27 protein-coding genes are annotated in these 24,078 nt (G+C 60.2%); 19 read left to right on the plus strand and 8 right to left on the minus strand.

The window, feature by feature from the left end; translation table 11 throughout:
* Positions 1-10 precede the first annotated feature (10 nt).
* Both AC3Y64_RS06590 and AC3Y64_RS06595 read right to left on the minus strand, forming a co-directional pair.
* On the minus strand, positions 11-1,177 hold the full coding sequence (locus AC3Y64_RS06590) for an MFS transporter (RefSeq protein ID WP_489986855.1): 1,167 nt from the start codon (positions 1,175-1,177) through the stop codon (positions 11-13).
* A gap of 34 nt (positions 1,178-1,211) precedes the next feature.
* Positions 1,212-1,514, minus strand: coding sequence for an ArsR/SmtB family transcription factor (locus AC3Y64_RS06595; RefSeq protein ID WP_016771327.1), 303 nt, complete (start codon positions 1,512-1,514; stop codon positions 1,212-1,214).
* Between the two features lie 168 nt (positions 1,515-1,682).
* On the opposite strand from AC3Y64_RS06595, the gene AC3Y64_RS06600 reads away from it, so the two are divergent.
* On the plus strand, positions 1,683-2,267 hold the full coding sequence (locus AC3Y64_RS06600; RefSeq protein WP_489986856.1) for an acyl carrier protein phosphodiesterase: 585 nt from the start codon (positions 1,683-1,685) through the stop codon (positions 2,265-2,267).
* A 106-nt stretch (positions 2,268-2,373) separates the two neighbouring features.
* On the opposite strand, the gene AC3Y64_RS06605 is transcribed toward AC3Y64_RS06600, so the two are convergent.
* Together AC3Y64_RS06605 and olsB are read right to left on the minus strand one after the other, a co-directional pair.
* Positions 2,374-3,168: a lysophospholipid acyltransferase family protein gene (locus AC3Y64_RS06605; protein WP_489986857.1), complete on the minus strand. Its 795-nt coding sequence runs from the start codon at positions 3,166-3,168 to the stop codon at positions 2,374-2,376.
* Entirely contained in the window at positions 3,168-3,923 is a 756-nt protein-coding gene (gene olsB / locus AC3Y64_RS06610) for an L-ornithine N(alpha)-acyltransferase (RefSeq protein ID WP_008080112.1), read from the minus strand. The genes AC3Y64_RS06605 and olsB overlap by 1 nt, the downstream gene beginning before the upstream one ends.
* A 153-nt stretch (positions 3,924-4,076) precedes the next feature.
* Here olsB and AC3Y64_RS06615 point away from each other — a divergent pair, with 153 nt between their 5' ends.
* The 5 genes from AC3Y64_RS06615 (at position 4,077) to AC3Y64_RS06635 (ending at position 8,465) form a co-directional block, all read left to right on the plus strand.
* Complete coding sequence (locus AC3Y64_RS06615) at positions 4,077-4,949, plus strand: acyl-CoA dehydrogenase middle domain-containing protein (protein ID WP_489986858.1); 873 nt, start codon at positions 4,077-4,079, stop codon at positions 4,947-4,949.
* Between the two features lie 180 nt (positions 4,950-5,129).
* The gene (locus AC3Y64_RS06620) at positions 5,130-6,203 is read left to right on the plus strand and encodes a serine hydrolase domain-containing protein (RefSeq protein ID WP_489986859.1); all 1,074 of its coding nucleotides are present in this window, start codon (positions 5,130-5,132) and stop codon (positions 6,201-6,203) included.
* A complete protein-coding gene (locus AC3Y64_RS06625; protein WP_489986860.1) occupies positions 6,200-6,496 on the plus strand; it encodes an amidase in 297 nt (98 codons plus the stop codon). Before AC3Y64_RS06620 ends, AC3Y64_RS06625 begins: the two co-directional genes overlap by 4 nt.
* A gap of 219 nt (positions 6,497-6,715) precedes the next feature.
* Positions 6,716-7,306, plus strand: a complete 591-nt coding sequence (locus AC3Y64_RS06630) for a YceI family protein (RefSeq protein WP_489986861.1) — start codon at positions 6,716-6,718, stop codon at positions 7,304-7,306.
* Between the two features lies 1 nt (position 7,307).
* Positions 7,308-8,465, plus strand: a complete 1,158-nt coding sequence (locus AC3Y64_RS06635; RefSeq protein ID WP_489986862.1) for a phospholipase D-like domain-containing protein — start codon at positions 7,308-7,310, stop codon at positions 8,463-8,465.
* A 136-nt stretch (positions 8,466-8,601) separates the two neighbouring features.
* Here the strand turns inward: AC3Y64_RS06635 and bglX are convergent, their stop codons facing one another.
* Positions 8,602-10,893: a beta-glucosidase BglX gene (gene bglX, locus AC3Y64_RS06640; RefSeq protein ID WP_489986863.1), complete on the minus strand. Its 2,292-nt coding sequence runs from the start codon at positions 10,891-10,893 to the stop codon at positions 8,602-8,604.
* 260 nt (positions 10,894-11,153) lie between these two features.
* Here bglX and AC3Y64_RS06645 point away from each other — a divergent pair, with 260 nt between their 5' ends.
* The 4 genes from AC3Y64_RS06645 to AC3Y64_RS06660 all read left to right on the plus strand — a co-directional run bounded on the left by AC3Y64_RS06645 (position 11,154) and on the right by AC3Y64_RS06660 (position 14,546).
* Entirely contained in the window at positions 11,154-11,762 is a 609-nt protein-coding gene (locus AC3Y64_RS06645) for a LemA family protein (protein ID WP_489986864.1), read from the plus strand.
* 13 nt (positions 11,763-11,775) lie between these two features.
* A complete protein-coding gene (locus AC3Y64_RS06650; protein ID WP_489986865.1) occupies positions 11,776-12,534 on the plus strand; it encodes a TPM domain-containing protein in 759 nt (252 codons plus the stop codon).
* A 33-nt stretch (positions 12,535-12,567) separates the two neighbouring features.
* Positions 12,568-13,185, plus strand: a complete 618-nt coding sequence (locus tag AC3Y64_RS06655) for a TPM domain-containing protein (protein WP_489986866.1) — start codon at positions 12,568-12,570, stop codon at positions 13,183-13,185.
* A 143-nt stretch (positions 13,186-13,328) separates the two neighbouring features.
* Positions 13,329-14,546 carry a class I SAM-dependent methyltransferase gene (locus AC3Y64_RS06660; RefSeq protein WP_489986867.1) on the plus strand — a complete coding sequence of 406 codons (1,218 nt, stop codon included), beginning with the start codon at positions 13,329-13,331 and terminating at the stop codon, positions 14,544-14,546.
* A gap of 90 nt (positions 14,547-14,636) precedes the next feature.
* Here the strand turns inward: AC3Y64_RS06660 and AC3Y64_RS06665 are convergent, their stop codons facing one another.
* Positions 14,637-15,527: a DMT family transporter gene (locus AC3Y64_RS06665; RefSeq protein WP_489986868.1), complete on the minus strand. Its 891-nt coding sequence runs from the start codon at positions 15,525-15,527 to the stop codon at positions 14,637-14,639.
* Positions 15,528-15,819: 292 nt separating this feature from the next.
* Between AC3Y64_RS06665 and AC3Y64_RS06670 the strand changes: the two genes are divergently transcribed.
* From AC3Y64_RS06670 to AC3Y64_RS06680, 3 genes are all read left to right on the plus strand, one after another.
* The gene (locus AC3Y64_RS06670; RefSeq protein WP_489986869.1) at positions 15,820-16,401 is read left to right on the plus strand and encodes a DJ-1/PfpI family protein; all 582 of its coding nucleotides are present in this window, start codon (positions 15,820-15,822) and stop codon (positions 16,399-16,401) included.
* A gap of 13 nt (positions 16,402-16,414) precedes the next feature.
* Positions 16,415-16,720 (plus strand): ribbon-helix-helix domain-containing protein, encoded by a 306-nt coding sequence (locus AC3Y64_RS06675; RefSeq protein ID WP_007916314.1) that lies wholly within the window; start codon positions 16,415-16,417, stop codon positions 16,718-16,720.
* 192 nt (positions 16,721-16,912) lie between these two features.
* Entirely contained in the window at positions 16,913-17,257 is a 345-nt protein-coding gene (locus AC3Y64_RS06680; protein ID WP_489986870.1) for a YegP family protein, read from the plus strand.
* A 221-nt stretch (positions 17,258-17,478) separates the two neighbouring features.
* On the opposite strand, the gene AC3Y64_RS06685 is transcribed toward AC3Y64_RS06680, so the two are convergent.
* Positions 17,479-18,498: a DUF4917 family protein gene (locus tag AC3Y64_RS06685; RefSeq protein ID WP_489986871.1), complete on the minus strand. Its 1,020-nt coding sequence runs from the start codon at positions 18,496-18,498 to the stop codon at positions 17,479-17,481.
* A 154-nt stretch (positions 18,499-18,652) separates the two neighbouring features.
* Between AC3Y64_RS06685 and yiaY the strand changes: the two genes are divergently transcribed.
* The gene (gene yiaY, locus AC3Y64_RS06690) at positions 18,653-19,801 is read left to right on the plus strand and encodes an L-threonine dehydrogenase (RefSeq protein WP_489986872.1); all 1,149 of its coding nucleotides are present in this window, start codon (positions 18,653-18,655) and stop codon (positions 19,799-19,801) included.
* Positions 19,802-19,943: 142 nt separating this feature from the next.
* On the opposite strand, the gene AC3Y64_RS06695 is transcribed toward yiaY, so the two are convergent.
* The gene (locus AC3Y64_RS06695; protein WP_489986873.1) at positions 19,944-20,432 is read right to left on the minus strand and encodes a DMT family transporter; all 489 of its coding nucleotides are present in this window, start codon (positions 20,430-20,432) and stop codon (positions 19,944-19,946) included.
* Between the two features lie 77 nt (positions 20,433-20,509).
* Here AC3Y64_RS06695 and AC3Y64_RS06700 point away from each other — a divergent pair, with 77 nt between their 5' ends.
* From AC3Y64_RS06700 to AC3Y64_RS06720, 5 genes are read left to right on the plus strand one after another with little or no spacing between them, the layout of a single operon-like run.
* Complete coding sequence (locus tag AC3Y64_RS06700; RefSeq protein WP_489986874.1) at positions 20,510-21,421, plus strand: LysR substrate-binding domain-containing protein; 912 nt, start codon at positions 20,510-20,512, stop codon at positions 21,419-21,421.
* Positions 21,422-21,442: 21 nt separating this feature from the next.
* Entirely contained in the window at positions 21,443-22,177 is a 735-nt protein-coding gene (locus AC3Y64_RS06705; RefSeq protein ID WP_489986875.1) for a PA3715 family protein, read from the plus strand.
* 37 nt (positions 22,178-22,214) lie between these two features.
* Positions 22,215-22,931, plus strand: coding sequence for a PA3715 family protein (locus AC3Y64_RS06710; RefSeq protein WP_489986876.1), 717 nt, complete (start codon positions 22,215-22,217; stop codon positions 22,929-22,931).
* A gap of 4 nt (positions 22,932-22,935) precedes the next feature.
* Complete coding sequence (gene fos / locus AC3Y64_RS06715; protein WP_489986877.1) at positions 22,936-23,352, plus strand: fosfomycin resistance glutathione transferase; 417 nt, start codon at positions 22,936-22,938, stop codon at positions 23,350-23,352.
* Between the two features lie 60 nt (positions 23,353-23,412).
* The gene (locus tag AC3Y64_RS06720; protein ID WP_158957029.1) at positions 23,413-24,051 is read left to right on the plus strand and encodes a LysE family translocator; all 639 of its coding nucleotides are present in this window, start codon (positions 23,413-23,415) and stop codon (positions 24,049-24,051) included.
* Positions 24,052-24,078 lie beyond the last annotated feature (27 nt).

The following is a 24,078-nucleotide window of genomic DNA, read 5'->3' on the forward strand; positions in this document are numbered from 1 at the left end:
TGAAAGTTGATCAGTTAGTTGCCGGGGCCAGATCGGCATTGCCGTTCTGACGGAAAGTAATCAGGGTCACCAGCAGCGCGAGCACGGCCAGCGCGGCGGCTGCGAGCGGTACGCTGTTCAGGCCGAAACCGTGGGCGATGACGCTGCCGCCAACCCAGGCGCCGAGGGCGTTGCCGACGTTGAACGCGCCGATGTTCAGGGTCGAGACCAGGTTTGGTGCAGCCTTACCGAAGGTCACCACGTTGACTTGCAGTGCAGGCACGGCAGCGAAACAGGCGGTGGCCCAGAGGAACAGGGTGATTTCAGTCGGGATCAGCGCGACGCTGGTCCAGGTCAGCACGGTGGAAACCACGGCCATGGCGATGAACACGCCGATCAGCGTGGCGGCCATGCCTTTGTCGGCGAGCTTGCCGCCGATGATGTTGCCGACGGTCAGGCCCAGGCCGATCAGCATCAGCGTCCAGGTCACGCCACGCGGCGACACGCCGGTGACTTCGCCGAGCAACGGCGCAACGTAGGTGAACAGGGTGAATACAGAGGCGGCGAACAGCGCGGTCATGCTCAGCGACAGCCAGATCCCGGCACCTTTGAGGGCGGCGAGTTCGGCGCGCATGTCGAGTTTTTCTTCGTCACGTTTGGCCGGCAGGAAGCGGATCAGGCCGATCAGCGCAATCACACCAATCACGGTCACCGCCCAGAAAGTCGAGCGCCAGCCGTATTGCTGACCCAGTGCGGTGCCCAACGGCACGCCGAGGACGTTGGCCAGGGTCAGACCGGTGAACATCAAAGCCACTGCCGAAGCTCGTTTGTTGGCCGGCACCAGATTGGCAGCGACGACCGAACCGATACCGAAGAAGGCACCGTGACACAGCGCGGTGATCACGCGGGCAAACATCAGCACGTTGTAATCACTGGCGATGGCACACAGCAGGTTGCCGACAATAAAGATGCCCATCAACGCGACCAGTGCTGCTTTACGCGGCAACTTGGCGGTGGCCATTGCCATGAACGGCGCACCGATGGCCACGCCGAGGGCGTAACCGGTCACCAGCCAACCTGCGCCGGGGATCGACACACCGAGGTCGGCCGCCACGTTGGGCAGCAGGCCCATGATGACGAATTCCGTGGTGCCGATGGCGAAGGCGCTCAAGGCGAGGATGAGTAGCGAGAGGGGCATGCTTGTTTCCTTTTGGGCTGGCTGACGTTAAGGGTCAGAGCTCTTTACTGAGGGTGCTGAGGAACGCCTGGATCACGTCCTCGTTGCGTTTGAAAAAGTGCCATTGCCCGGCCTTCTGGCTGCTGATCAGTCCGGCGCGTTGCAACGTTGCGAGGTGTGCAGAAACGGTCGACTGCGACAGGCCGCAGCGTTGATCGATCTGCCCGGCACAGATGCCGTACTCGTGGTTGTGCAGCTGTTCCGGAAATTCGCCTTTCGGGTCTTTCAGCCAGTTGAGGATGTCTCGCCGTACTGGGTGCGCCAGGGCTTTTATTATTTCGTCGAGGTCAAGGTTCATGGCAGGGTGCTCGGTTGTGTAAAACGCTATATCGCGATGCAGCGAACTTTAAATCGGTAATTCGCGATATACCAATATGATTTTGCTCTGAAGACCGCATAAATCGGTATATCGGGTTATAACGATACGTGGGATGTTGATTGCAGGGCGCGGTGCTAAGCTGCGCCCATGAACTATCTCGCGCATTTACACCTCGGTGGCCAGCGCCCCGGGCAATTACTCGGCAGTCTGTATGGCGACTTCGTCAAAGGTCGGCTGCAAGGGCAGTTTGCGCCGGAGGTGGAAGCGGCGATTCAACTGCATCGCCGAATTGACGTGTTTACCGATCGCCATCCGCTGGTAGACATCGCCTTGGGGCGGTTTACCGAGACGCGGCGGCGCTACGCGGGGATCGTGCTCGATGTGTTTTTCGACCATTGCCTGGCGCGGGATTGGCGGTTGTACGCCGATCAGCCGTTGGAAATCTTTACCGCTGACGTTTATCGGGTGCTGACCCACGAACGGCAGTTGCCCGAGCGTTTGGCGAAGATCGCGCCGCACATGGTTGCGAACGACTGGTTGGGTTCGTATCAGGAGTTTGAAGTGCTGGAGCAGGTGTTGCGCGGGATCTCGCGGCGCTTGACCCGGCCGGAAGAGCTGGCGGGGGCGATGCAGGAATTGCGGCGGTTGTATGAGCCGTTGAGTGAAGACTTCGCCTTGTTTTACCCACAACTCCAGGACTTTGCGCAAAATGTCGAACCACTGAAAATCTAATGTGGGAGCTAGCCCTGCCAGCGATTGCGGTGTGTCAGTTAACAATTTTTCAACTGATAGTCCGCCATCGCTAGCAGGGCTAGCTCCCACAAGGATGTGTGTGTTTTCAGGCAGCGATCAATTCGCCTGCACGACGCGGTTCAGCCGGTTTCGCCACCTCACCAAACAACGCCTTCTGCACCGCCTGCTGCGCTTCGAACGCCAGGGCCGCGCGCTCACGGCCCTGACAGGCAATCGGCTTGAGCAGGTGCACTTCGACATCGCCGCAATCGTTGCTGAAAAGACGCATCAGATGCGAGAGCAGATCGTCGTCGCCAATGAATGGCGCCAGCGTGTCGATTTCACCGTCACGCAGATAACGGATCGCCACCGGTTGCAGCATCACCTCAGAATCAATTGCCGCCGCCAGCAAGCGACCATGAAACGTGCGCAGCGAACGGCCATCGGTGGTGGTGCCCTCGGGGAACATCAGCAAGGCGTGGTCGGTTTGCAAATGACGGGTCATCTGCTTGCGGATCAACTGGCTGTCGCCCGAACCGCGACGAATGAACAGGCTGCCGGCCTTCGCTGCGAGCCAACCGGCCACCGGCCAGGTACGCACTTCGGCCTTGGACAGAAACGACAGCGGCGTGAGCATGCCGAGCAGTGGAATATCGGTCCATGAAACGTGATTACTGACCCAGAGCATCGGCTGTTTTGGCAGCTCACCGTGCACCGATACGCGAAAGGGCAGGGCATTGCTCAAACGCGCCATGAAAAAACGCGACCAGCGCTGACGTCGCTCCATCGAATGCGCCAGACCAATGCGTTCAAACACCCCGAAGACGCTGGCCATGGTCAACCCCAGCGACACTACCAGCAGCACCCGCGCGATCCGCGCGTACACCCGCAGCCGGCTCATCACACAGCCGCCTTGAAGTGCTTGGCGTAACGCGGGCAGAGCTCGTCGCGCTTGAGCAGGATGAACACATCGGCGACCTGGAAGTCTTCGTCCCAGCACGGCTCGCCGCAGATCTTCGCGCCCAGACGCATGTAGGCCTTGAGCAGCGGCGGCATTTCGGCGATCACGTTCGATGGAATATCCAACGTCGGCAGCGGTTTCTTCGGTTCGGCGCGCAAGTGTTCGGTGCACAGATAGCGTTCGCGCAGGCGCTGCATGATCGCGTGCGCCTGAACGCCGCCGTCCTGCATCGGGATGCTCGCGCAACCCATCAAGTAGCTGTAGCCGCCCTGATTCAACACTTCGGCCAACTCGCCCCACAACACCGCGATGGTGCCGCCATTACGGTACGCCGGGTCGACGCAGGTGCGGCCGATTTCCAGAATCGGGCCTTGCAGATGCGCGAGGCCGTGCAGGCTGAATTCCTCTTCACTGTAGAACTTGCCGAGGCTGCTGGCGGCGGTGTGGTCGAGCAAACGCGTGGTCGCCACCAGGCGTCCAGTGTTCAGATCACGCACGCCAATGTGGCTGCAGTGAACATCATAATCATCCATGTCCAGACCCAGCTCCGCGCCCTTCAACTTGGCGTTGAACTCGCCGCTGAAGACGTTGAAGCGCAAGGCCTGGGCTTGCTGCAAGGCCTCGGCGCCGATCAGGCGTTCGGCTTGCAGGCGGCGTTCATTGCCGGTGTCGCTGATGCGGGCGATCTGAGTCATGTGAATCTCCGTACGGGCCTTTAACCCGTCGTGGGTTGCAGCCGATCGACTTTCTTTATGCAGCCGTGTTGTGCAAAGTCAGGCTATGTAGCCCCGGTGTCATCGCCATGAACGTTCGGTGATGCTTATATGACAGCCCACAAGGAGCCTCTTATGCCCTGGCCAGATCTGCTGCACAGCCGTGAACGATTGCCCGCCGTTGCTGACCTGGCCGAGGGTTTTGCGACGTTGTTGCTGCAGTTGGGCAACGTCACGCCGTTCGAGTTGGCGGTCGCTGGTGGGCGGCGAATGGCGACGCCGGGGCTGGCATTTCTGGTCGGTTATCAGGCGGCATTGCGCATGTTGTGGCCGAGTGCGCCGCTGAGCCTCGGCGCGTTGTGTGCGACCGAACAGCGCAGTTTGCGGCCGGCGGACATGCAGACGCGGCTGACGGATTTGCGACTAAGTGGACGCAAGGATTTCGTCACCGCCGGTGATGCGGCGGATTGGCTGTTGATCGCGGCGCGCAGTGAAGAACCTGGCGAAACTCCACGCCTGAGTCTGGCGGTGGTGTACCCCGGCGAACCTGGCGTGTCCGTGGAAAAACTGCCGGCGCTGCCGTTGATGCCGGACATCAGCCATGGACGGCTGCAGCTTGATGGCGCGTTGTGCGAATTATTGGCGGGGGATGGATGGGATGCTTACGTCAAACCGTTTCGCACGCTGGAAGATGTCTACGTGCTGAGCGCGATGACCGCGTGGCTATACGGCGTCGGGCAGGACAGTCATTGGCCGCAAGCGCTGCAATTGCGCTTGCTGGCGCTGTTGGCCGGGTGTGCGGAGGCAAGCCGGCAGGCGCCGAATAATCCCGCGGGGCATGTGTTGCTGGGTGGGTTGTTCGCGCAGTTTGATGCGCTCAAGGTTGAGGTTGATTTGGCGCTGGCTGATTCGGAGTGGGCGCAGATGTGGCAACGCGATAAGGGGGTGATGCAATTGGCGGCGGGGGCTCGGGCCAAGCGGTTGGCCAAGGCTTTGGCGGTGTCCTGACGGACCTCATCGCTGGCAAGCCAGCTCCCACAAGGTTCTTTGGTGGATACGAGTTTTGTGAACACCTGTGAAACCTGTGGGAGCTGGCTTGCCAGCGATGGCGACTTCATGGAAAGCAAAATCTCAAAGTTGTCATGAGTCCCGACTAATCTCAGCAGGTTCTCCCCACGAGCCCTCACCATGTTCAAAGGCTTGCCGCTGTTCCTGCTGCTGATCAGCTTCACCGTCCACGCCGAACAATGGCCGGGCGAACAATGGCCAACCGGCCCGGCTATTACCAACGTCGAAGCACTGGAGACGTACGCCTTCCCACCCCGCGACGACGCAACCCGCCAAGGCATTCGCACCGATGCGCTGCTGATCATCCGCGACGGCCAGATCCTCTACGAACGCTACGCCGGCCCGACCACGGAACACACTCCACACCTGACCTGGTCGATCAGCAAAAGCCTGATGGCCACGGTCCTCGGCGTGGCCTACGGCGAAGGGCTGTTCAAACTCGACGATCCCGCCGCCAGGTTTTACCCGCCACTGGCCCAACACCCCGCCATCAAAATCGCTGACTTGCTGCACTGGGCCTCCGGCATCGACTGGCAGGAAGACTACGAATACGCCCCGCTGAAATCCTCGGTGGTGGCAATGCTCTACACCCGTGGTCACCGCGACATGGCCGCGTTCACCGCTGACCACGACACCTATGCCGAACCGGGGCAGGCCTTCCGCTATTCCAGCGGCGACAGCAACCTGCTCGCGGCGGCGTTGAAAACCATCGTCGGGCCGCAGCGTTATTCGGATTATCCGTGGACGGCGTTGTTCGAGCCGTTGGGCATCCATCAAGCCGTGTGGGAAACCGATGCCAGCGGCACGTTCGTCGCCTCGTCCTACGCTTACCTGACCGCCCGGGATCTGGCGCGCGTCGGTCTGTTGATGGCCCGCGACGGGCGCTGGCATGATCGGCAATTGCTGCCCAAGGATTGGCTCGCGTTCAACCTGAAACCGTTCGCCGGTTACCAGGCGCATCAGGACGAAGCCGTGCCCGGCGGTCAGTGGTGGCTCAATCGTCCGGCGGACGGCGCCGCGTCTCCGTGGCCCGATGCACCGCCCGACACCTTCGCTGCCCTTGGTCACTGGGGCCAGGCGTTGTACGTGATTCCCAGCGAAAAACTGCTGATCGTGCGTTACGCCGATGATCGCGACGGCAGTTATCGCCACAACGAATTGCTTAAGCGCGTGTTGAAGGCGGTGCGGCCATGAAGCGTTTTTTGCTGTTGCTGCTGGTCCTGCTGCTCGGTTGGGTCGTTTACGAGCGCGAAAATCTGTGGGCCTTCCCGGACATCATCAGCGCCTACACCGCCAAGGAATATTGTTCGTGCCGTTACGTGATGAACAACGACGCCGAGTATTGCCGTGGCTATGTCAAACAATGGTTGCCGACCAGCCAATTCACCGAAGACAGCGCCAGCAAAACCATCACCGTCAGTGGCATGGGCCGCAGCAACAGCGCGCAATGGCAGAGCGAACGGCAGGGTTGTCGCCTGAACCCCTGAAAACCCGCAATCCTCCTATGAATAGAGGCCCCTGTGGGAGCTGGCTTGCCAGCGATTGCGCCGACACAGGCAATATTTGTGTGACTGATACAGCGCCATCGCTGGCAAGCCAGCTCCCACAAGGATCTTTACCCATCGATAGATTTGCGGTGACCGAGTTTGCAATAACGGCGTGGGCGGTTAAGGTTCGTGCAGGTTTATCGGCCCCACGAGTGTTCAATGTTCAACCGCTCCCTCTATAAAGCCTTCGCCAGTCTGCTATTGGCCGCCGTCACGCTGCCGGCGCAAGCCAATTGGTATCTGGACGGCGAGTCGTCGCGGCTGTCGTTCGTCAGTACGAAAAACGCCCATATTTCCGAAGTGCAGCGCTTTCTGGTGTTGCACGGCAAGGTCGATCCTAACGGTCGCGCCGAAGTCGAAGTCGAGCTGGACTCGATCAACAGCGGCATCCCGCTACGCGACGAGCGCATGCGCAAGGAGCTGTTCCAGATCGAGCAATTCCCCGAAGCAACCATCACCACCCAGATCGACCTGCGTCCGATCAACGATCTGGCCCCCGGCGCGCAACTGGAACTGCGCCTACCGCTGACCGTCAGCCTGCACGGCAAGCAACATGAATACCCGGCCGAGTTGCTGGCGACGCGTCTCGATGACCGCCGCTTTCAAGTGGTCACCCTCGAACCGCTGGTGATCAACGCCGAGGATTTCGATCTCGTACCGGGGTTGGAAAGCCTGCGCAAACTCGCCGATCTGTCGGCCATCAGTCTGTCGGTGCCGGTGGGTGCGGTGCTGATCTTCACGGCGCGCTGACATGCGCGGCGCGGTGTTCCCGTGGCGTGACGGCAACCGGTTCGAACTGTTGATCGACGGCCCGCAATTTTTCCCGCGCATGCTCGAGCAGATCGCTGGTGCGCAGGAGCAGATCGAACTTGAGTTGTATCTGGTCGAGGCCGGTGCCTGTGCCGAAACCATCGTGCAGGCGCTGGTGCTGGCGGCCGAGCGCGGCGTGCGCGTGCGCTGCTTGTTCGATGATTACGGCAGTCTGGCGTTTACCCTCAATCTGCGTCAGCGCCTGACGCACGCCGGGGTTGAACTGCGTTTCTACAATCGCCTGAACTGGCGGCGTTGGGTCGGCAATTTCTACCGCGATCACCGCAAGTTGCTGTTGGTCGATCAATGTCTGGCGGTGGTCGGCGGCACGGGTGTCACCGATGAGTTCTGGACACCGGGCCACGACACCAGCGAGTGGCACGAAGTGATGGTCGAAATCCGTGGGCCGTTGGTGATCGACTGGCAATTGCTGTTTGATCGTCAATGGATCGCCAACCGCTATCGCCGCGCCTGGCGCCCGGCTGCGCACTTCGGTCTGCCGCGTTTGCCGCGCGTGCCGGATAAAGGCGAGGGCATGGGCCGCGTGGCGTATGCCGATGCCCGTCAGCACCGCGACATTTTGCAGTCGTTGTTCCGTGCGTTGAACAGCGGGCAAAAACGCATCTGGATGGCCACGCCGTACTTTCTGCCGACCTGGAAAATCCGCCGCTCCCTGCGCAAGGCTGCCGCGCGCGGCGTTGATGTGCGATTGCTGCTGACCGGGCCGCGCACCGATCACCCGTCCGTGCGTTATGCCGGGCATCGCTACTACCCGCGACTGCTCAAGGCCGGGGTGCAGATTTTCGAATACCAGCCGTGCTTCCTGCACCTGAAAATGGTGCTGGTGGACGATTGGGTGAGCATTGGTTCGTGCAACTTCGATCACTGGAACTTGCGCTTCAATCTTGAGGCGAATCTGGAGGCACTGGATCCGTCGTTGACGGCAGCGGTCGAGGCGAGTTTTGTGAAGGACTTCGGACTGAGTCAGTTGGTGAGTCTGGAAGAATGGCAGCGCCGGCCGTTGTGGCGGCGGGTGAAACAGAGGATTTGGGGCTGGGTGGATCGGGTGGTGGTCAATATCCTCGATCGTCGCGGCTAGTCGCTCACCGTTGATCGTTCCCACGCTCTGCGTGGGAATGCAGCCCGTGACGCTCCGCGTCACTGGACGCGGAGCGTCCCTTGAGGCATTCCCACGCGGAGCGTGGGAACGATCAGGGAGGGGACTGCGGCGTTCGTTACAGCAACTCAAAACTCTGCTGCGTCACGTCCTGGGAATCCAGGCCGATCTGCACGTTGAACTTGCCTGGCTCGGCCGCGTATTTGAGCTGGGCGTTGTAGAACTTCAGGTCATCCTCGGTGATGGTGAAGTGCACGACTTTCTGTTCGCCGGCCTTGAGCATGATTTTCTGGAAGTTCTTCAGTTCCTTCACAGGGCGGATCATCGAACCGGTGACGTCCTGAATATACAGCTGCACCACGGTTTCGCCGTCACGCTTGCCGGTGTTTTTCAGCATGACGCTGGCGTCGAGCTTGCCAGTGGCGTTCAGGGTGGTCGACGACAGCGCCATGTCGCTCAGGGCGAACTGGGTGTAGCTCAGGCCATAACCGAACGGGAACAGCGGCCCGGTGGTGTCATCGAAGTACTGCGAGGTGTAGTTGCCCGGTTTGCCCGGCGTGAACGGCCGGCCAATGCTCAGGTGGTTGTAGTACGTCGGGATCTGGCCCACGGAGCGCGGGAAGGTCACCGGCAGTTTGCCCGACGGGTTGTAATCACCGAACAGCACGTCAGCAATAGCGTTGCCGCCCTCGGTGCCGCTGAACCAGGTTTCCAGAATTGCGTCAGCCGACTGGTTTTCTTCGAGAATAGTCAGTGGGCGGCCGTTCATCAGTACCAGCACCAGTGGTTTGCCGGTGGCTTTCAACGCCCGGATCAGCTCGCGCTGGGTTTCCGGGATGTTCAGGTCGGTGCGGCTGGACGATTCGTGGGACATGCCACGGGATTCGCCCACGGCGGCGACGATCACGTCAGCGTCCTTGGCGGCTTTCACTGCTTCGTCGATCAATACGTTGGCCGGGCGCGGGTCATCGACCACTTCCGGCGCATCGAAGTTGAGGAAGTTCAGGTAGTCGAGGCTTCTCTTGTCGCTGGTGATGTTGGCGCCACGGGCGTAGATCAGGTTCGCCTTGTTGCCGATCACCGAGCTCATGCCGTCGAACAGGGTCACCGATTGCGCTGGCTTACCGGCCGCGGCCCAGCTGCCCATCATGTCGATCGGTGCTTTGGCCAATGGGCCGACCAGCATGACTTTTGCGTCTTTCTTCAGCGGCAGGGTTTCGTTCTGGTTCTTCAGCAACACCATGCTGCGTCGCGCAACTTCACGGGCCTCGGTGCGGTGCAGACGGCTGTCGGCGTAGGTGTCGACCGGATCATCTTCAGCCTTGCCGATGCGCAGGTACGGATCCTTGAAAAGGCCCATGTCGTACTTGGCGGCGAGCACTTCGCGCACCGCATTGTCGATGTCTTTCTGTTCGATCTCGCCGGATTTGAGCAGCCCCGGCAGCTCTTTGCCGTACAGAGTGTCGTTCATGCTCATGTCGATACCGGCCTTGATCGCCAGTTTCGCTGCTTCACGACCGTCGCGGGCGACGCCGTGTTTGATCAGTTCGAAGATCGCGCCGTGGTCGCTGACCGCCAGACCTTTGAAACCCCAATCGCGGCGCAGCAGATCGTTCATCAACCATGTGTTGGCCGTGGCCGGGATACCGTTGATCGAGTTCAACGCGACCATCACACCGCCAGCGCCGGCATCAATCGCGGCGCGGTACGGCGGCAGGTAATCCTGGTACATCTTCACCGGACTCATGTCGACGGTGTTGTAGTCGCGGCCACCCTCGACGGCGCCGTACAGGGCGAAGTGCTTGACGCTGGCCATGATGCTGTCGGCGGCGCTCGGGGTGGCACCCTGATAGGCGCGGACCATGACGCCGGCGATGCGCGAGGTCAGGTAGGTGTCCTCACCGAAACCTTCGGAGCTGCGGCCCCAGCGCGGGTCGCGGGAGATGTCGACCATCGGTGCGAAGGTGATGTCGAGGCTGTCGGCGGCGGCTTCTTTGGCGGCGACGCGGCCGGATTGGCCGATCGCATCCATGTCCCAGCTCGACGCCAGCGCCAACGGGATCGGGAAAATCGTACGGTGACCGTGGATCACGTCGTACGCGAAAAACATCGGAATCTTCAGGCGACTGCGCATCGCCGCGTCCTGCATCGGACGGTTTTCCGGGCGGGTGATCGAGTTGAATGTGCCACCGATGTTGCCGGCGGCGATCTCTTTGCGGATCAGCTCGCGGGGCATTTCCGGGCCGATGCTGATCAGGCGCAATTGCCCGATCTTTTCATCGAGGGTCATTTGGTTCATCAGATTGGAGATGAACGCGTCCTTGTTTTCCAGGGGTACCGGGGTCGTGGCGGCCAATACTTGATGACTGGCCAGGCTGACGAACAGACCCAGCAAACACAGCTTCTTCATGAATATTTTTCTCAAGGGCACAAACGGCAATGCAATGCCGGCCAGCCAAAATTTAGGGAGCGACTATTGTTGTTCGGGTGCAGGCTCAAAAAGATCGAACCAAACACGACCGCCGAGCATCGACAGCGTGATCGCGCAGGGCACTTTTTAGCCCATTAGCCCGCAGCAATCCAGTGGCGCGGCCGATTATGCCCGAAGAGCCGGCCCCGAATGTTTCGCCGTCGGTTTTTAAATGAAAAGTGCCAGGGAGCATCACTCCGATGAATGTCAGTCCAACCTACCGCTCGCGTTTGCAGGTCGCCACGTTGTTGGTGTTCGCCACATTGCTGACCGCGTGCGGCATCAACAATATTCCGACCCTCGACGAGCAGGCCAAAGCCGCGTGGGGCCAGGTGCAGAACCAGTACCAGCGCCGCGCCGACCTGATTCCCAATCTGGTGGAGACGGTGAAGGGCTACGCCAAACATGAGGAAGAAACCCTGACAGCGGTGATCGAGGCGCGGGCGAAAGCGACTTCGATCCAGGTCGATGCCAGCACCCTCGACAATCCCGAGAAGCTCAAGCAGTTCCAGCAGGCGCAGGATCAACTGACCGGCGCATTGAGCCGTTTGATGGTGGTCTCCGAGCGTTACCCGGATCTGAAGGCCAACCAGAACTTCCTCGCCCTGCAATCGCAACTCGAGGGTACGGAAAACCGCATCGCCGTGGCGCGCCGCGATTTCATTCTGGCGGTGCAGAAGTACAACACCGAAATCCGCACATTCCCCGGTCGCCTCTGGCACAGCGTGATGTACAGCGATCTGCCGATGCGCGAAACCTTCGAAGCCACCACGCCCGGCGCGGAAAAGGCCCCGGAAGTGAAATTCTGATTCGAGGTTGTCCATGCGCGTGTTGAAAATGGGCCTGGTGCTGATGCTGTGGCTGTTCGCCTTCAGCGCCCGGGCCGAGTTGACGTTCCCGGCGCTGAGCGGGCGAGTGGTGGACGAAGCGCAGATGATCGAGCCGTCTGTGCGCGCGCAACTGAGCCAGCAGCTGCAGGCCCACGAGCAGTCGACCGGCGAGCAATTGGTCGTGGTCACCGTGCCGGATCTGCAAGGCACTACCATCGAAGATTACGGCGTCCAGCTCGGGCGCCACTGGGGCATTGGTCAGAAGGACAAGAACAACGGCGCGCTGCTGATCGTCGCCCGTGACGAGCGCAAACTGCGCATAGAAGTCGGTTATGGCCTGGAAGATCGGCTGACCGATGCGCAGAGTTCGGTGATCATCCATCAAGTCATTACGCCCGCGTTCAAGACCGGCAACTTCAGCAAAGGCATCAGCGACGGCGTTGCCGCGATGCTGGTGGTGCTGGGCGGCAATCCGCTGGATGAGCCGTCGACGGTGTATGAATCGAGCGGTGATCCGTCCGATGATTTCATCTCGCGGCATCCGGGATTGTTTGTGTTTTTGGTGATGTTGTTCATCTTGACGGTGTTTGTCTGCCAGATGCTCGGTATCCTGCCCGCCGGCCGTGGCGGCTCCGGGGGCGGTGGCGGCTTCGGCGGTGGCGGCGGGTTTGGCGGCGGCGGTGGTGGAGGCGGGGGCTTCAGCGGCGGCGGAGGCAGTTTCGGCGGCGGTGGTTCATCCGGCGGCTGGTGACCTTAAAAGAATAATGAGCAGGCACTTTTCAACATGGCATTACTGACTGAACACGAACAACGCAAAGTCGCCGAGGCGATTGCCCGGGTCGAGCGCGACACCGACGCCGAGCTGGTCACGGTGCTGGCCGCCCGCGCCGACGACTATGCGTACATCCCGCTGCTGTGGGCCAGCCTGTTGGCGCTGGTGGTGCCGGGCGTCGTCCACTACCTGACCGGCTGGCTGACCATGCACAGTCTGCTGCTGGTGCAGTGGGGCGCGTTTATCGTGCTGTGCCTGCTGTTTCGTCTGCCGAAAATCACCACCCATCTGGTTCCGCGCCGCGTGCGCCACTGGCGGGCGTCGAACCTGGCGCGGCGACAGTTTCTCGAGCAGAACCTGCACCACACCGTGGGCAGCACCGGCATGCTGATTTTTGTCTGCGAGGCTGAGCGTTACGTGGAAATTCTGGTGGATGAAGGGATTTCCAAGCGGCTGGAAAACAAGAGTTGGGACGCGATTGTCGCGGCGTTCACCGAGCAGGTGCGGCAGGGGCGCACGCTGGAAGGGTTTGTCTCGTGCATCGAGGCGTGTGGCGAGTTGCTGAAAGTGCATGTGCCAGTGACGCAGGTGCGCAATGAGTTGCCGAATCGGTTGGTGGTGTTGGGCTAGATCAAAAGATCGTCCGAACGCGGCCCGAGCCTTCGGACGATCTTTTGATTTTTGCCGTTCGGTAAATAAGAGCGTGTCCCCAGCCCGCATCCCCCCTAAAATATCCGCCATTCCCGATTTCGCCCGTCCGAGGCCGCTTTTCCATGTCCGTTACAGCTTCTGCCACCCAGCCCGCGCCCGATCACCACGCTCAGTTCATCGAGCAGCTGCAAACCAGCCTTGAGCAGAACGGCTTTATCAAACTGGTGCTGGCCAAATATGTTGGCGAAGAAGCGGATCTGCAGCGGGTCATCATCAAAGCGGTGACGGTCAAGGCGCAGCCGAATCTGTCCTTCGTCTACCGCTACAAAACCCGCGACATCACCAAGAATCTGCCGTTGAGCGAAGGCGTGGCGACGATTGCCGCGCTGCTGCCGGTCTCGTTCAAAAATGCGCATTTGCTCGCCGTAACCGACGAAGCTCAGCTGGAATACAGCAAAAAGGGCAAGAGTTCGCTGTTCAAGAGCAAACCTCAGCAATTGCGCGAAGCGCCTTCTGCCGAACACAACCGGGAGAAAAACCGCTTCCTTGAATTGAGTCGACCGTTCCTCAAGGACCTGGGCGTGACCAACGCGCAGCACGAGCTGATTCCGGCGATGTCGCGCAAGTGGAAGCAGATCAACAAATTCATCGAAGTGTTCAGTCATGCCCTGACCTCGTCACCGCTGGCGCTGGATAAACCGGTGCGCGTGGCCGATTTCGGTTCGGGCAAGGGTTACCTGACATTTGCGATTCACGATTACCTGCGCAACACCTTGAACGCCGAAGGCGAAGTCACCGGCGTCGAGCTGCGCGAAGAGATGGTCAACTTGTGCAACGCCGCGGCGGCGAAGCTCGATCATCCGGGGCTGGTGTTCAAGTGCGGTGACGTGCGCAGCGTCGCGCCGAGCGAGCTGGACGTGATGATCGCTTTGCATGCCTGCGACATCGCCACCGACTACGCGATCCACACCGGTATTCGTTCGGGTGCGTCGATCATCATGTGCTCGCCGTGCTGCCACAAGCAGATCCGCCTGCAGATCCAGAGCCCGGCGCTGCTCAAACCGATGCTGCAATACGGTTTGCACCTCGGCCAGCAAGCGGAAATGGTCACCGACAGTTTGCGTGCACTGTTCCTGGAAGCCTGCGGTTACGAGACCAAGGTGTTCGAGTTCATCTCGCTGGATCACACCAACAAGAACAAGATGATTCTTGCGGTGAAACGCGCCGAGCCGGTGGATCCGGCGCAGTTGTTGGTGAAGATTCAGGAGTTGAAGGATTTCTACAACATCAGCGAGCACTGCCTGGAAACGCTGCTGCGCGCCGACGGCTTTCTGGCCTGATCCAATCCCTGTAGGAGCTGCGGCACGCTGCGATCTTTTGATCTTGAAAAACAAAGTCAAAAGATCGCAGCGTGCCGCAGCTCCTACAGGTTATGTGGTGGCGATGCGGGTCGGTTGAACCGTGGTCTTGCGCCCGAGCATCACGGTCGCAATCACCCCGCAAGCAAACACCCAGGTAATCGGCTCGACATGTTCACCAAAGAACAGCGCCGAAAACGCGATGGTGAAGAAAATCTGCAACAACTGGACCTGACTGACCCGGGAAATCCCACCCATGGCCAGACCCGCGTACCAGGCAAAGAAACCAAGAAACTGCGAAAACAGCGCGACGTAACCAAACGCCCACCAGGTCTTGGCGGACACCGCGCCTTGATGTTGCAGCGCCAGATACAGCACCGGCCCGATCAACAACGGCGTCGACAACACCAGCGCCCAGCAGATCACCTGCCAGCCGCCCATCTCCTTGGCCAACCGGCCACCTTCGGCGTAACCCAGCCCACCGACCGCAATCGCGCCAAGCATCAACAGATCGCCCGCCTGAATACTGCCGGCCCCGGTGTACAGCGCATAACCGAGCACCAATGCACTGCCCAATGCTGCGCAGGCCCAGAAGGCTTTCGACGGCCGCTCGTGGGACAGCCACGCCGCATATAGCGCCACGCACAGCGGCTGCAAAACGTTGACCAGCGCGCCATGGGACGCCGGCAAGGTTTGCATGGCCCACGCCGACAGCACCGGGAAACCGAGAATCACCCCGGCGATCACCATGCTCAGGCCTTTTACTTGCCGCCACGTCGGCCACTTCTCGCGACGCCACAACAACAGCAACGCCGCCGGAATCGCCGCGAACAACGCACGACCCAAACCGTTGAGCAGCGGATGCAGTTCCTGCACCACGATGCGGGTGAAGGGCAGGGTGAGGCTGAAAATCACCACGCCGAGCAGGCCGAGGGCCATGCCGGTGTTTTCGCGCGAGGACATGAGGGGAGACCAGAATTGTAGGTGGCTGGGAATGACCTTCATCAAGCCATAAACGGTGGGGTTGTGGCTGTTACAGCTAGGCACATACTTATCCGTACAGTTTGAGATCGCATCGCTGGCAAGCCAGCTCCCACAGTGTCCGAGTTGAACGCAGCATCGGTGATCGCTTCAGAACCTGTGGGAGCTGGCTTGCCAGCGATGAGTTCAACTCGGTAGTAGCCCGTTGTTACCCGTCACTGTCGAATAGGTCTACCTTCAATACTCCCAAGCATTCCCCAAAGGAGTCCTCCCCATGGCCGCGAAAAAGATCCTGATGCTGGTCGGCGATTACGTCGAAGATTACGAAGTGATGGTGCCGTTCCAGGCCCTGCAAATGGTCGGTCACACCGTCCACGCCGTGTGCCCGGACAAGGCTTGCGGCCAGACCGTACGCACCGCAATCCATGATTTCGAAGGCGATCAGACCTACAGCGAAAAACCCGGTCACCTGTTCGCCCTCAATTTCGACTTCGCCAAAGTCAGCGAAGCCGACTACGACGCGCTATTGATTCCCGGCGGTCGTGCCCCGGAATATCTGCGCCTCAACGAAAAAGTTCTCGATCTGGTGCGCGCCTTCGACAAGGCCTGCAAACCGATTGCGGCGGTCTGCCATGGCGCGCAGTTGCTGGCAGCGGCGGGTGTGCTTGAGGGCCGTGATTGCAGCGCCTATCCGGCCTGCGCCCCGGAAGTGCGACTGGCGGGCGGTACGTACATCGACATTCCGGTGACGGACGGCCACGTTCAAGGCAATCTGGCTACCGCCCCGGCCTGGCCGGCGCATCCGAACTGGCTGGCCGGTTTCCTCGGTTTGCTCGGCACCAAAATCACCCTGTAACGAGGAATCGCCCATGTGCGAGCTCTACGTCAAGGCTGACCCGATTCTCTACGAGTCACGCTCGCGCTCGCTGCGCATCTGCGGCGTGGTGACGACGTTGCGCCTGGAGAATCAGTTCTGGGACATCCTCAGCGAAATCGCCGAGGTCGACGGCATGACCACCAACCAACTGATCGCCAAACTGTATGAAGAGGTGATGGATTATCGCGGCGAGGTGGTGAATTTTGCCTCGTTCCTGCGGGTGAGTTGTATGCGCTATTTGAGTCAGCGGCGGGTGAGTGCGCCTGAGCTTTCGGTGGTGCGCGCGGTGGTGAAATAGCCGAGACCGGGTTGACCCTTTCGCTGGCAAGCCAGCTCCCACAGGTATTGTGATGCGGCACAGGTATAGGGCACACAACAGACTACTGTGGGAGCTGGCTTGCCAGCGATAGGGCCAGTGCAGGCGACAGATAACCCGGACTGGTCTTTACTCTGAAGCGCGAAATCTCTCAATCGCCAAGGAGAAACGAGCATGTCCGGATGGTACGAAGTGAGTAAAAGCAGTAACGGCCAGTTCAGGTTCGTGTTGAAAGCGGCGAATGCCGAAACCATTTTGACCAGTGAGCTGTACACCACCCGCGCGGCGGCCGATGGCGGCATCGCTTCGGTACAGACCAACAGCCCGCTGGATGAACGCTACGAGAAAAAGACCACCAAGGACGGCCACCCGTACTTCAACCTCAAGGCTGCCAATCACCAGATCATCGGCAGCAGCGAGTCGTATTCGTCGGCCTCGGCTTGTGACAAAGGCATCGCCAGCGTCAAGACGAATGGGCCTAGCAAAGTGATCAAGGACAAGACGTTGCCGGTGCTCTAACGCCACTTTCAAATCCGACAAAAATCCCCTGTGGGAGCTGCGGTGCGACGACTCGACTTGCCAGCGATCAGGCCGGCATCTGCAAAGTTGATGTTGACTGACTCTTCGCTATCGCCAGCAGGGCTGGCTCCCACAGGACTATGTGTCGAGCGCAAAACTCTGGCCTAACCCCCATCCCTGTGGAGCTAGCCCTGCTAGCGATAGCGGTAGAAACCTTGCGGCTAAACCTCGACCGGCACCGACAATTTCGGACTTCCGAGCGCATGCGTCTTCGCATCAAAAAACCGCAACTCAACACCGGTCCCTTCAAACACCTTCGCGTAATGCCGCTTCTGATGCTGAACAAACGCCGCACTGCGCGGATAAATCGAGATCGCCACGGTCTTCGGTTTCGCCAGGCGCAGCGCGCGAACGATGTGCGCATCCTGCTCGCCCAGCGCATGACCAATGATGCACAGACTGTCGCCATGCCCGAGCAATTGCTGGTAACAGAACGACAGATAATCCGAACTGCGAATGGTCTTGAGCTTGTCCGCGCTCGGCCCTTCATTGACGAACAGCGGCACGTCGTCCAGGGTCTTGATCGTGTTGTTGATCGCGAAGCTACCGAGCAATGTGCCTTCGGTCGAGGTCAACTTGCGCGCGGTGCCGTCCTGATTGCGCACCAGATGCAGACCGCCATGCAGGTACAGCAAACGTGGTTTGTCGGTGCTGCTTTCGCTCAGATCGAAACTGGCATTCGGGCCGTTGAACAGGTCGTCGATGGCGTCGCGTTGGTGTTGCAGCGCCCAGTAGTTGAGCAAGTCGTAATTGGTGGTGAACACCGTGCGATAGCGCGCCAGTTCTTCATTCAGCGTCGCCAAAGTTGAAGCTTTCACCAGTCGCCACGGAATGTGCACCGCGTGCACGCTGTTGATCAGCGCTTCCTTGATCGCGTAGTAGCGATTGCGCGGCGCGGCCGAGCTGATGGCCAGCGCCTTGTTGACCCGACTGGTGGTTTTCAGTGCCCCGAGCACCTGCTCGAAGCTGCGTGTCTGCATGGCGTCGAACACCGCCAGTTCCGACGGGCTCAGCGGTTTCTCTTCCACGGTGCGGGCGTTTTCGAACAGCGAGTCGTAGCCGAAGTCGTCCCACACGGCGCGGCTGGCGCCATTGCCCACCAGCAAACCATTGAACTCGGTCGCGGCGCGCAGGGTGTTCCAGTCTTCGAGGGTGGCGTCGACATCCAGAAAATCGGTCATTGCGCAGGTGTCTCAAAACAAAGGGGCTGATGGGCGGCGACTTTATCACGAGCGGGCATTGAGCCAGATCAACATCGTCGGTGACCGATCGGTCGATGCTGTGCCTGTCCGCCGGATCGCAGCAGTCGATTCGGCCCCAGTCAGGAGACGCACGATGAGCAGCACCTTTTTTATTCCGGCGGTCAACATCATGGGCAATGGCTGCCTCGACGAAGCCATGGTCGCGATCCGCAACTACGGTTTTCGCAAGGCGCTGATCGTCACCGACGCCGGGCTGGCCAAGGCGGGCGTGGCCACGATGATTGCTGAAAAACTGGCGATGCAGGACATCGACTCGGTGATCTTCGACGGCGCCAAACCGAATCCAAGTATTGCCAACGTCGAGTCCGGGCTGGGCTTGCTCAAGGAAAGTCGCTGCGATTTCGTCGTGTCCCTCGGCGGCGGTTCCCCCCACGACTGCGCCAAAGGTATCGCCCTGTGTGCGACCAACGGCGGGCAGATCGGCGACTACGAAGGCGTTGATCAGTCGAGCAAACCGCAACTGCCGCTGATCGCTATCAACACCACCGCCGGCACCGCCAGCGAGATGACTCGCTTCTGCATCATCACCGACGAATCGCGCCACGTGAAAATGGCCATCGTCGACCGCAACGTCACGCCACTGCTGTCGGTCAACGACCCGGAACTGATGGTCGCCATGCCCAAAGGCCTGACCGCTGCCACCGGTATGGACGCACTGACGCACGCCATCGAAGCCTATGTGTCGACGGCGGCCAACCCGATCACCGACGCCTGCGCGCTCAAGGCCATGACCCTGATCAGCAACAACCTGCGTCTGGCCGTGCGCGACGGCAGCGACCTCGCCGCACGGGAGAACATGGCCTACGCGCAGTTCCTCGCCGGCATGGCCTTCAACAACGCCTCCCTCGGTTATGTGCATGCGATGGCGCATCAGTTGGGCGGTTTCTATGACTTGCCCCACGGCGTGTGCAATGCCGTGCTGCTGCCCCACGTGCAGACATTCAATGCGCTGGTGTGTGCCGAACGACTGACCGATGTGGCGCACGCGATGGGCGCTGACATCCGTGGGTTCAGCCCGGAAGAGGGCGCGCAAGCGGCGATCAGCGCGATTCGTTGCCTGGCCAGAGACGTCGAGATTCCCGGCGGCCTGCGTGAGCTGGGCGCCAAGCTGTCGGACATTCCGATCCTGGCCACCAATGCCCTGAAAGACGCTTGCGGCCTTACCAACCCGCGCGCGGCAGATCAGCGTCAGATCGAGGAGATTTTCCGCAACGCGTTTTGAGATTTCCGGTGTCAGTGATGACGCTTTCGCGAGCAAGCTCGCTCCCACAGGGGATCGCATTTCTTCATCTGAAGTACGATCAAAATGTGGGAGCGAGCTTGCTCGCGAAGACTGACTTCCAGACGCTGAATCATAAGCAGGCTTACCCAGCGGTTACGACATTCCTCTCGAACACCCCACCAAACTGAATCAACACCACCCCGCCAATCAACAACACCGCACCCAACGCGCGCGACACCGTCAGCTGTTTCTCCACCAACCCGAACAACCCGAAGTGATCCAGCATCATCGAAGCAATCACCTGCCCGGCCAACGCCAGCGCGACAAATCCCGAGGCCCCGAGCTTGGGTAGCAACACCACCGCCAGCGCCACAAAACACACGCCAAACGCGCCACCCGCCCACATCCACAACGGCGCCTTGCTGATAAACGCCAGGGAGGGCAGCGGTAAACGCAACGCCACAATCACCGGCAACAACACCAACACACTGACCAGCAACGACGCCAGGGTCGCCCACAACGGATGCCCCAAACCACGTGCCAGATTGCTGTTGATCGCGCTCTGGAACGGCACGACCGCGCCAGCAAACGCGGCCAGCGCCAACAAGCCGGCCCAATGCAAGGTACTCATGTTCAAACTCCACCAGGTTTTGCTGGACTCTAGAGTATTCGTCGCGCAGATTTAAATTCCGTTTAGTCATCCAGAACATGCACCAGATGAATGATTTGCGCCGTATCGACCTCAACCTGTTGGTGATCCTCGACGCCTTGCTCAGCGAGCAGCACGTCACCCGCGCCGCCGAGCGTTTGCACCTCAGTCAACCGGCGGTCAGCCATGCGCTGGCGCGGTTGCGTGATCTGCTCGGCGATCCGCTGCTGGTGCGCGCAGGCGCGACGCTGGTGCCGACGGCGCGGGCGCTGGAACTGGTCGCGCCGCTGGCGGAAGCGTTGGCCCAGGTGCAATCGCTGCTGGCGCCGAACACCTTCGATCCGGCCATTGCGCGTCGGACGTTTCGTGTGGCGATGTCGGATTACGGCGCGGCGATCATTCTTCCGGGTTTGATCCGCACCCTGCGCCGGGAGGCACCGGGCATTGACCTGCAAATCAGCCATGCCAGTCGCGAAGGCATGCTCGAAGGCGTGCTCAATGGCGATGTCGACATCGCCGCCGGCGTCTTCCCGGAAATGCCTCACGAACTGCGCAGCTCGGTGCTATTCGAAGAGCGCTACGTTTGCCTGCTGGATCGCCAAACGCTGCCGGCCAACGGTGTACTGGATTTACCGACCTACCTGTCGCGGCCACATGTCTTGCTGGAAATGCGCGGCAGCGGCACACCGGAAATTGAGCGGGCACTGACGTCACTGCGCGAGCGCCGCCGCGTTGCAATCAGCCTGCCGCACTGGAACGTCGCGCCACAGTTCATCAGTGGCACGGATCTGATTCTGACGGTGTCTTCGCGCAGCGTGCGCGAGATTGATCAGCAGGAATTGATCGTTGTGCCGCCACCGTTCGAAATACCGCCGTTCACGTTTGTGCTGGCGTGGCACAAGCGGCGGGGCGGGGATCAGGCGTTGAATTGGTTGAATCGGAGGATTGAGCAGGGGATAGTGCGCGGCTGAAACGTTATCAAGGAGCGGGAAGTGACAGTGAAGTCTGGCTGGATCGGGTGTGCGGCGTTGTGCGGCTGGTTGCTGGCGGGGCAGGCATTTGCCGATTGCACGCCACCAGCGGTGTCGGGGGACTCGGGTTTTTCGATCTGCAAGAACTGGCCGGCGTATCCCGGGCAGACCATCAATGCCCAAGCCAAGTTTGAGCGCGCTGCCGATTACGTCGAAGACAATTCGCATGGTTTCTATGATCTTGAATTGTCGGTTTTGCAGGATGGAAATCCAAGTCCGGTTGCCACTTATCGTCAAGCCTCTGCGTTTGAAACGAGCGGCGTAGCGCTAGTGGAACTGGCGCTCGATACTGCACGGTACAAACTTGCCCCCGACTTTCGTGCCTTCGGCCTACGTGCGCGTGTCACCAACGCATCCCGTCTCAATCCTCTGGAAGAAGTTCAGCTCTCGCTCTACGTGAGAGAGGGTGCAAAGTTGCGCCCGGTCTTGAGTCAGTTGTTGGTCAGCCAATACAGCGGCGAGTGGGATGACAATTGCACCGGGCAGCGGAGCGAAATTACAAGAACGCTTGAGATCGGCAAGACAAGCTCCCATGGGTATGCGGACCTGATCGTCAAAACTCAGGGAACGGGTACTAGCAGCGAGGGAGAAGGCGATGCTTGTGAAGATAAGACCATTGTCTACAAACCCGTTTTGACGACTTTGCGTTATGACGGAAAGTCTTATGTTTTACCGCAAGGCTTCAAAGGCCTGTAACCGGCCTGCTCAACATGACTTTTATCAAGGAAGAACAATGCTTGCTGCAACCAGACTCCTGATTTCCCTTGGTTTGCTGGCCCTCACCACCCAAGCCCAAGCCGCCTGCACCACCCAGAGTTTTGACGGCAAATCCATGTCGCGCTGCAATGTCTGGCCGGCCTTCCCAAGTCAGGCGATTTCGGTCAAGTCCACCTTCCTGGCCGATGTCGGTGGAGACGATGCCGGAGCGTTCGATCTGGATCTGGCGATCCTTAATGCCAGCGACGCCAGGCCCATCGCCACTTACCGCAAGCCGGGCGCCTACAACTCCGATGCCGTGCGTCTGGAGGATGTGCGCATTGATACGGCTCGCTACCGGCTGACGCCAGACGTCCGGGCGTTTGGTCTGCGCTCAAAGTTCGCCCACAGTTCTCGCGCCAACCCTTACGAGAAAACCGATCTGGCGCTGTATGTCCGCGAAGGCGCGGAATTGCGTCCGGTGCTGGAGGGATTGGTCGTCGCCAAAAGCAACGGTGAATTCACCAACGACTGCGAAGGCTATGTGAAGAAAATCCGCAGAACCGTCGAAATCGCCCCGTCCAGCCACCATGGCTTGGCCGATCTGCTCATCACCACCAACGGCACGAAAGTGACCAACGCCCAGTCGGGCAAAGAGTGTCTTTCCAAAACCGCGTATCTGAAGCAGAAACAAGTGACCCTGATCTACGATGGTCAGCAATACGTCGTCCCTGAAGATCTCAGAGGTTACTGATCCCATGCTCACCGGCCTTAACCACCTGACCCTGGCGGTCAGCGATTTGAACCGCAGCCTGGCGTTCTACCGCGACGTGCTGCAGTTGCGCGTCGAGGCGACGTGGGATGCCGGTGCTTATATGTCGTTGCCTGGTTTGTGGTTGTGCCTGTCGCTGGACCCGCTGCGAAAAGCCGTGCCGAACCCGGACTACACCCATTACGCGTTCAGCCTGAGTGCGGCGGATTTTGCCCTATTCGTGCAGCAGCTAAGAGCCGCCAATGTCGAGGAATGGCGCGATAACCGCAGCGAAGGTGCGTCGTTCTACTTTCTCGACCCCGACGGCCACAAGCTCGAAATCCATGTCGGCGATCTGCCTTCGCGGCTGGCAGCGTGTCGGCAAAAACCGTACGCCGGCATGCGTTTTTACGACGAGCCGTGATCAGGCGCAACCCGCTGATATAGACTGACCGCCACGTGTTCTGGCGCTGACAGGTTTTCCATGACTCCATCGTTGCTAATGGCCGTGCTGGCCTCAGGTTTCATCTACGGCATTACGCCAGGGCCGGGTGTGCTGGCGGTGTTCGGCATTGGCGCGGCTCACGGGCGGCGGGCCGGAGCCGGGTTTCTCTGCGGGCATTTGCTCGGTGATGTGGTCTGGTGTAGCACCGCGCTGATCGCGATTGTCGGCGCACGGGAAATCGGCAGCACGGCGTTTGATGTACTCGGCGTGCTCAGCGGCCTGTACCTGTTCTGGCTTGGCTGGCGCGCGGTGCGGGCCAAGCGCCGCAGCGGCGACGAACCGCAGGGTGCGGCGCGTAAACCGTTCTGGCACGGCATTCTGTTCGGTTTGACCAATCCCAAGGCCTATCCGGTCGCGGTCGCCACGTTCACCGCGTTGCTGTCGAGCCGTGCCGAGCTGCTCAACTGGTCGATGTTGCCGATGCTGATTGCCCTGAGTTTCCTGGGCGGATTGCTGGCCTACGCTATTCTCATCGGCGTGGTCGGCGCGCAGCGGGTGCGCACGATGTATCAACGGCATGAGCTGCTGATTACCCGGCTGTGCGGCGTGATGTTTATCGGTTTCGCCATCAATGCACTGGCGCATGCGCTGCCGGGATTGATGCCAAACAAGGCTTGAGTGTGCGTGCAGGGATGCGCAATCAAG

The organism is Pseudomonas sp. 4CAES_32.4 (genome assembly GCF_058136335.1).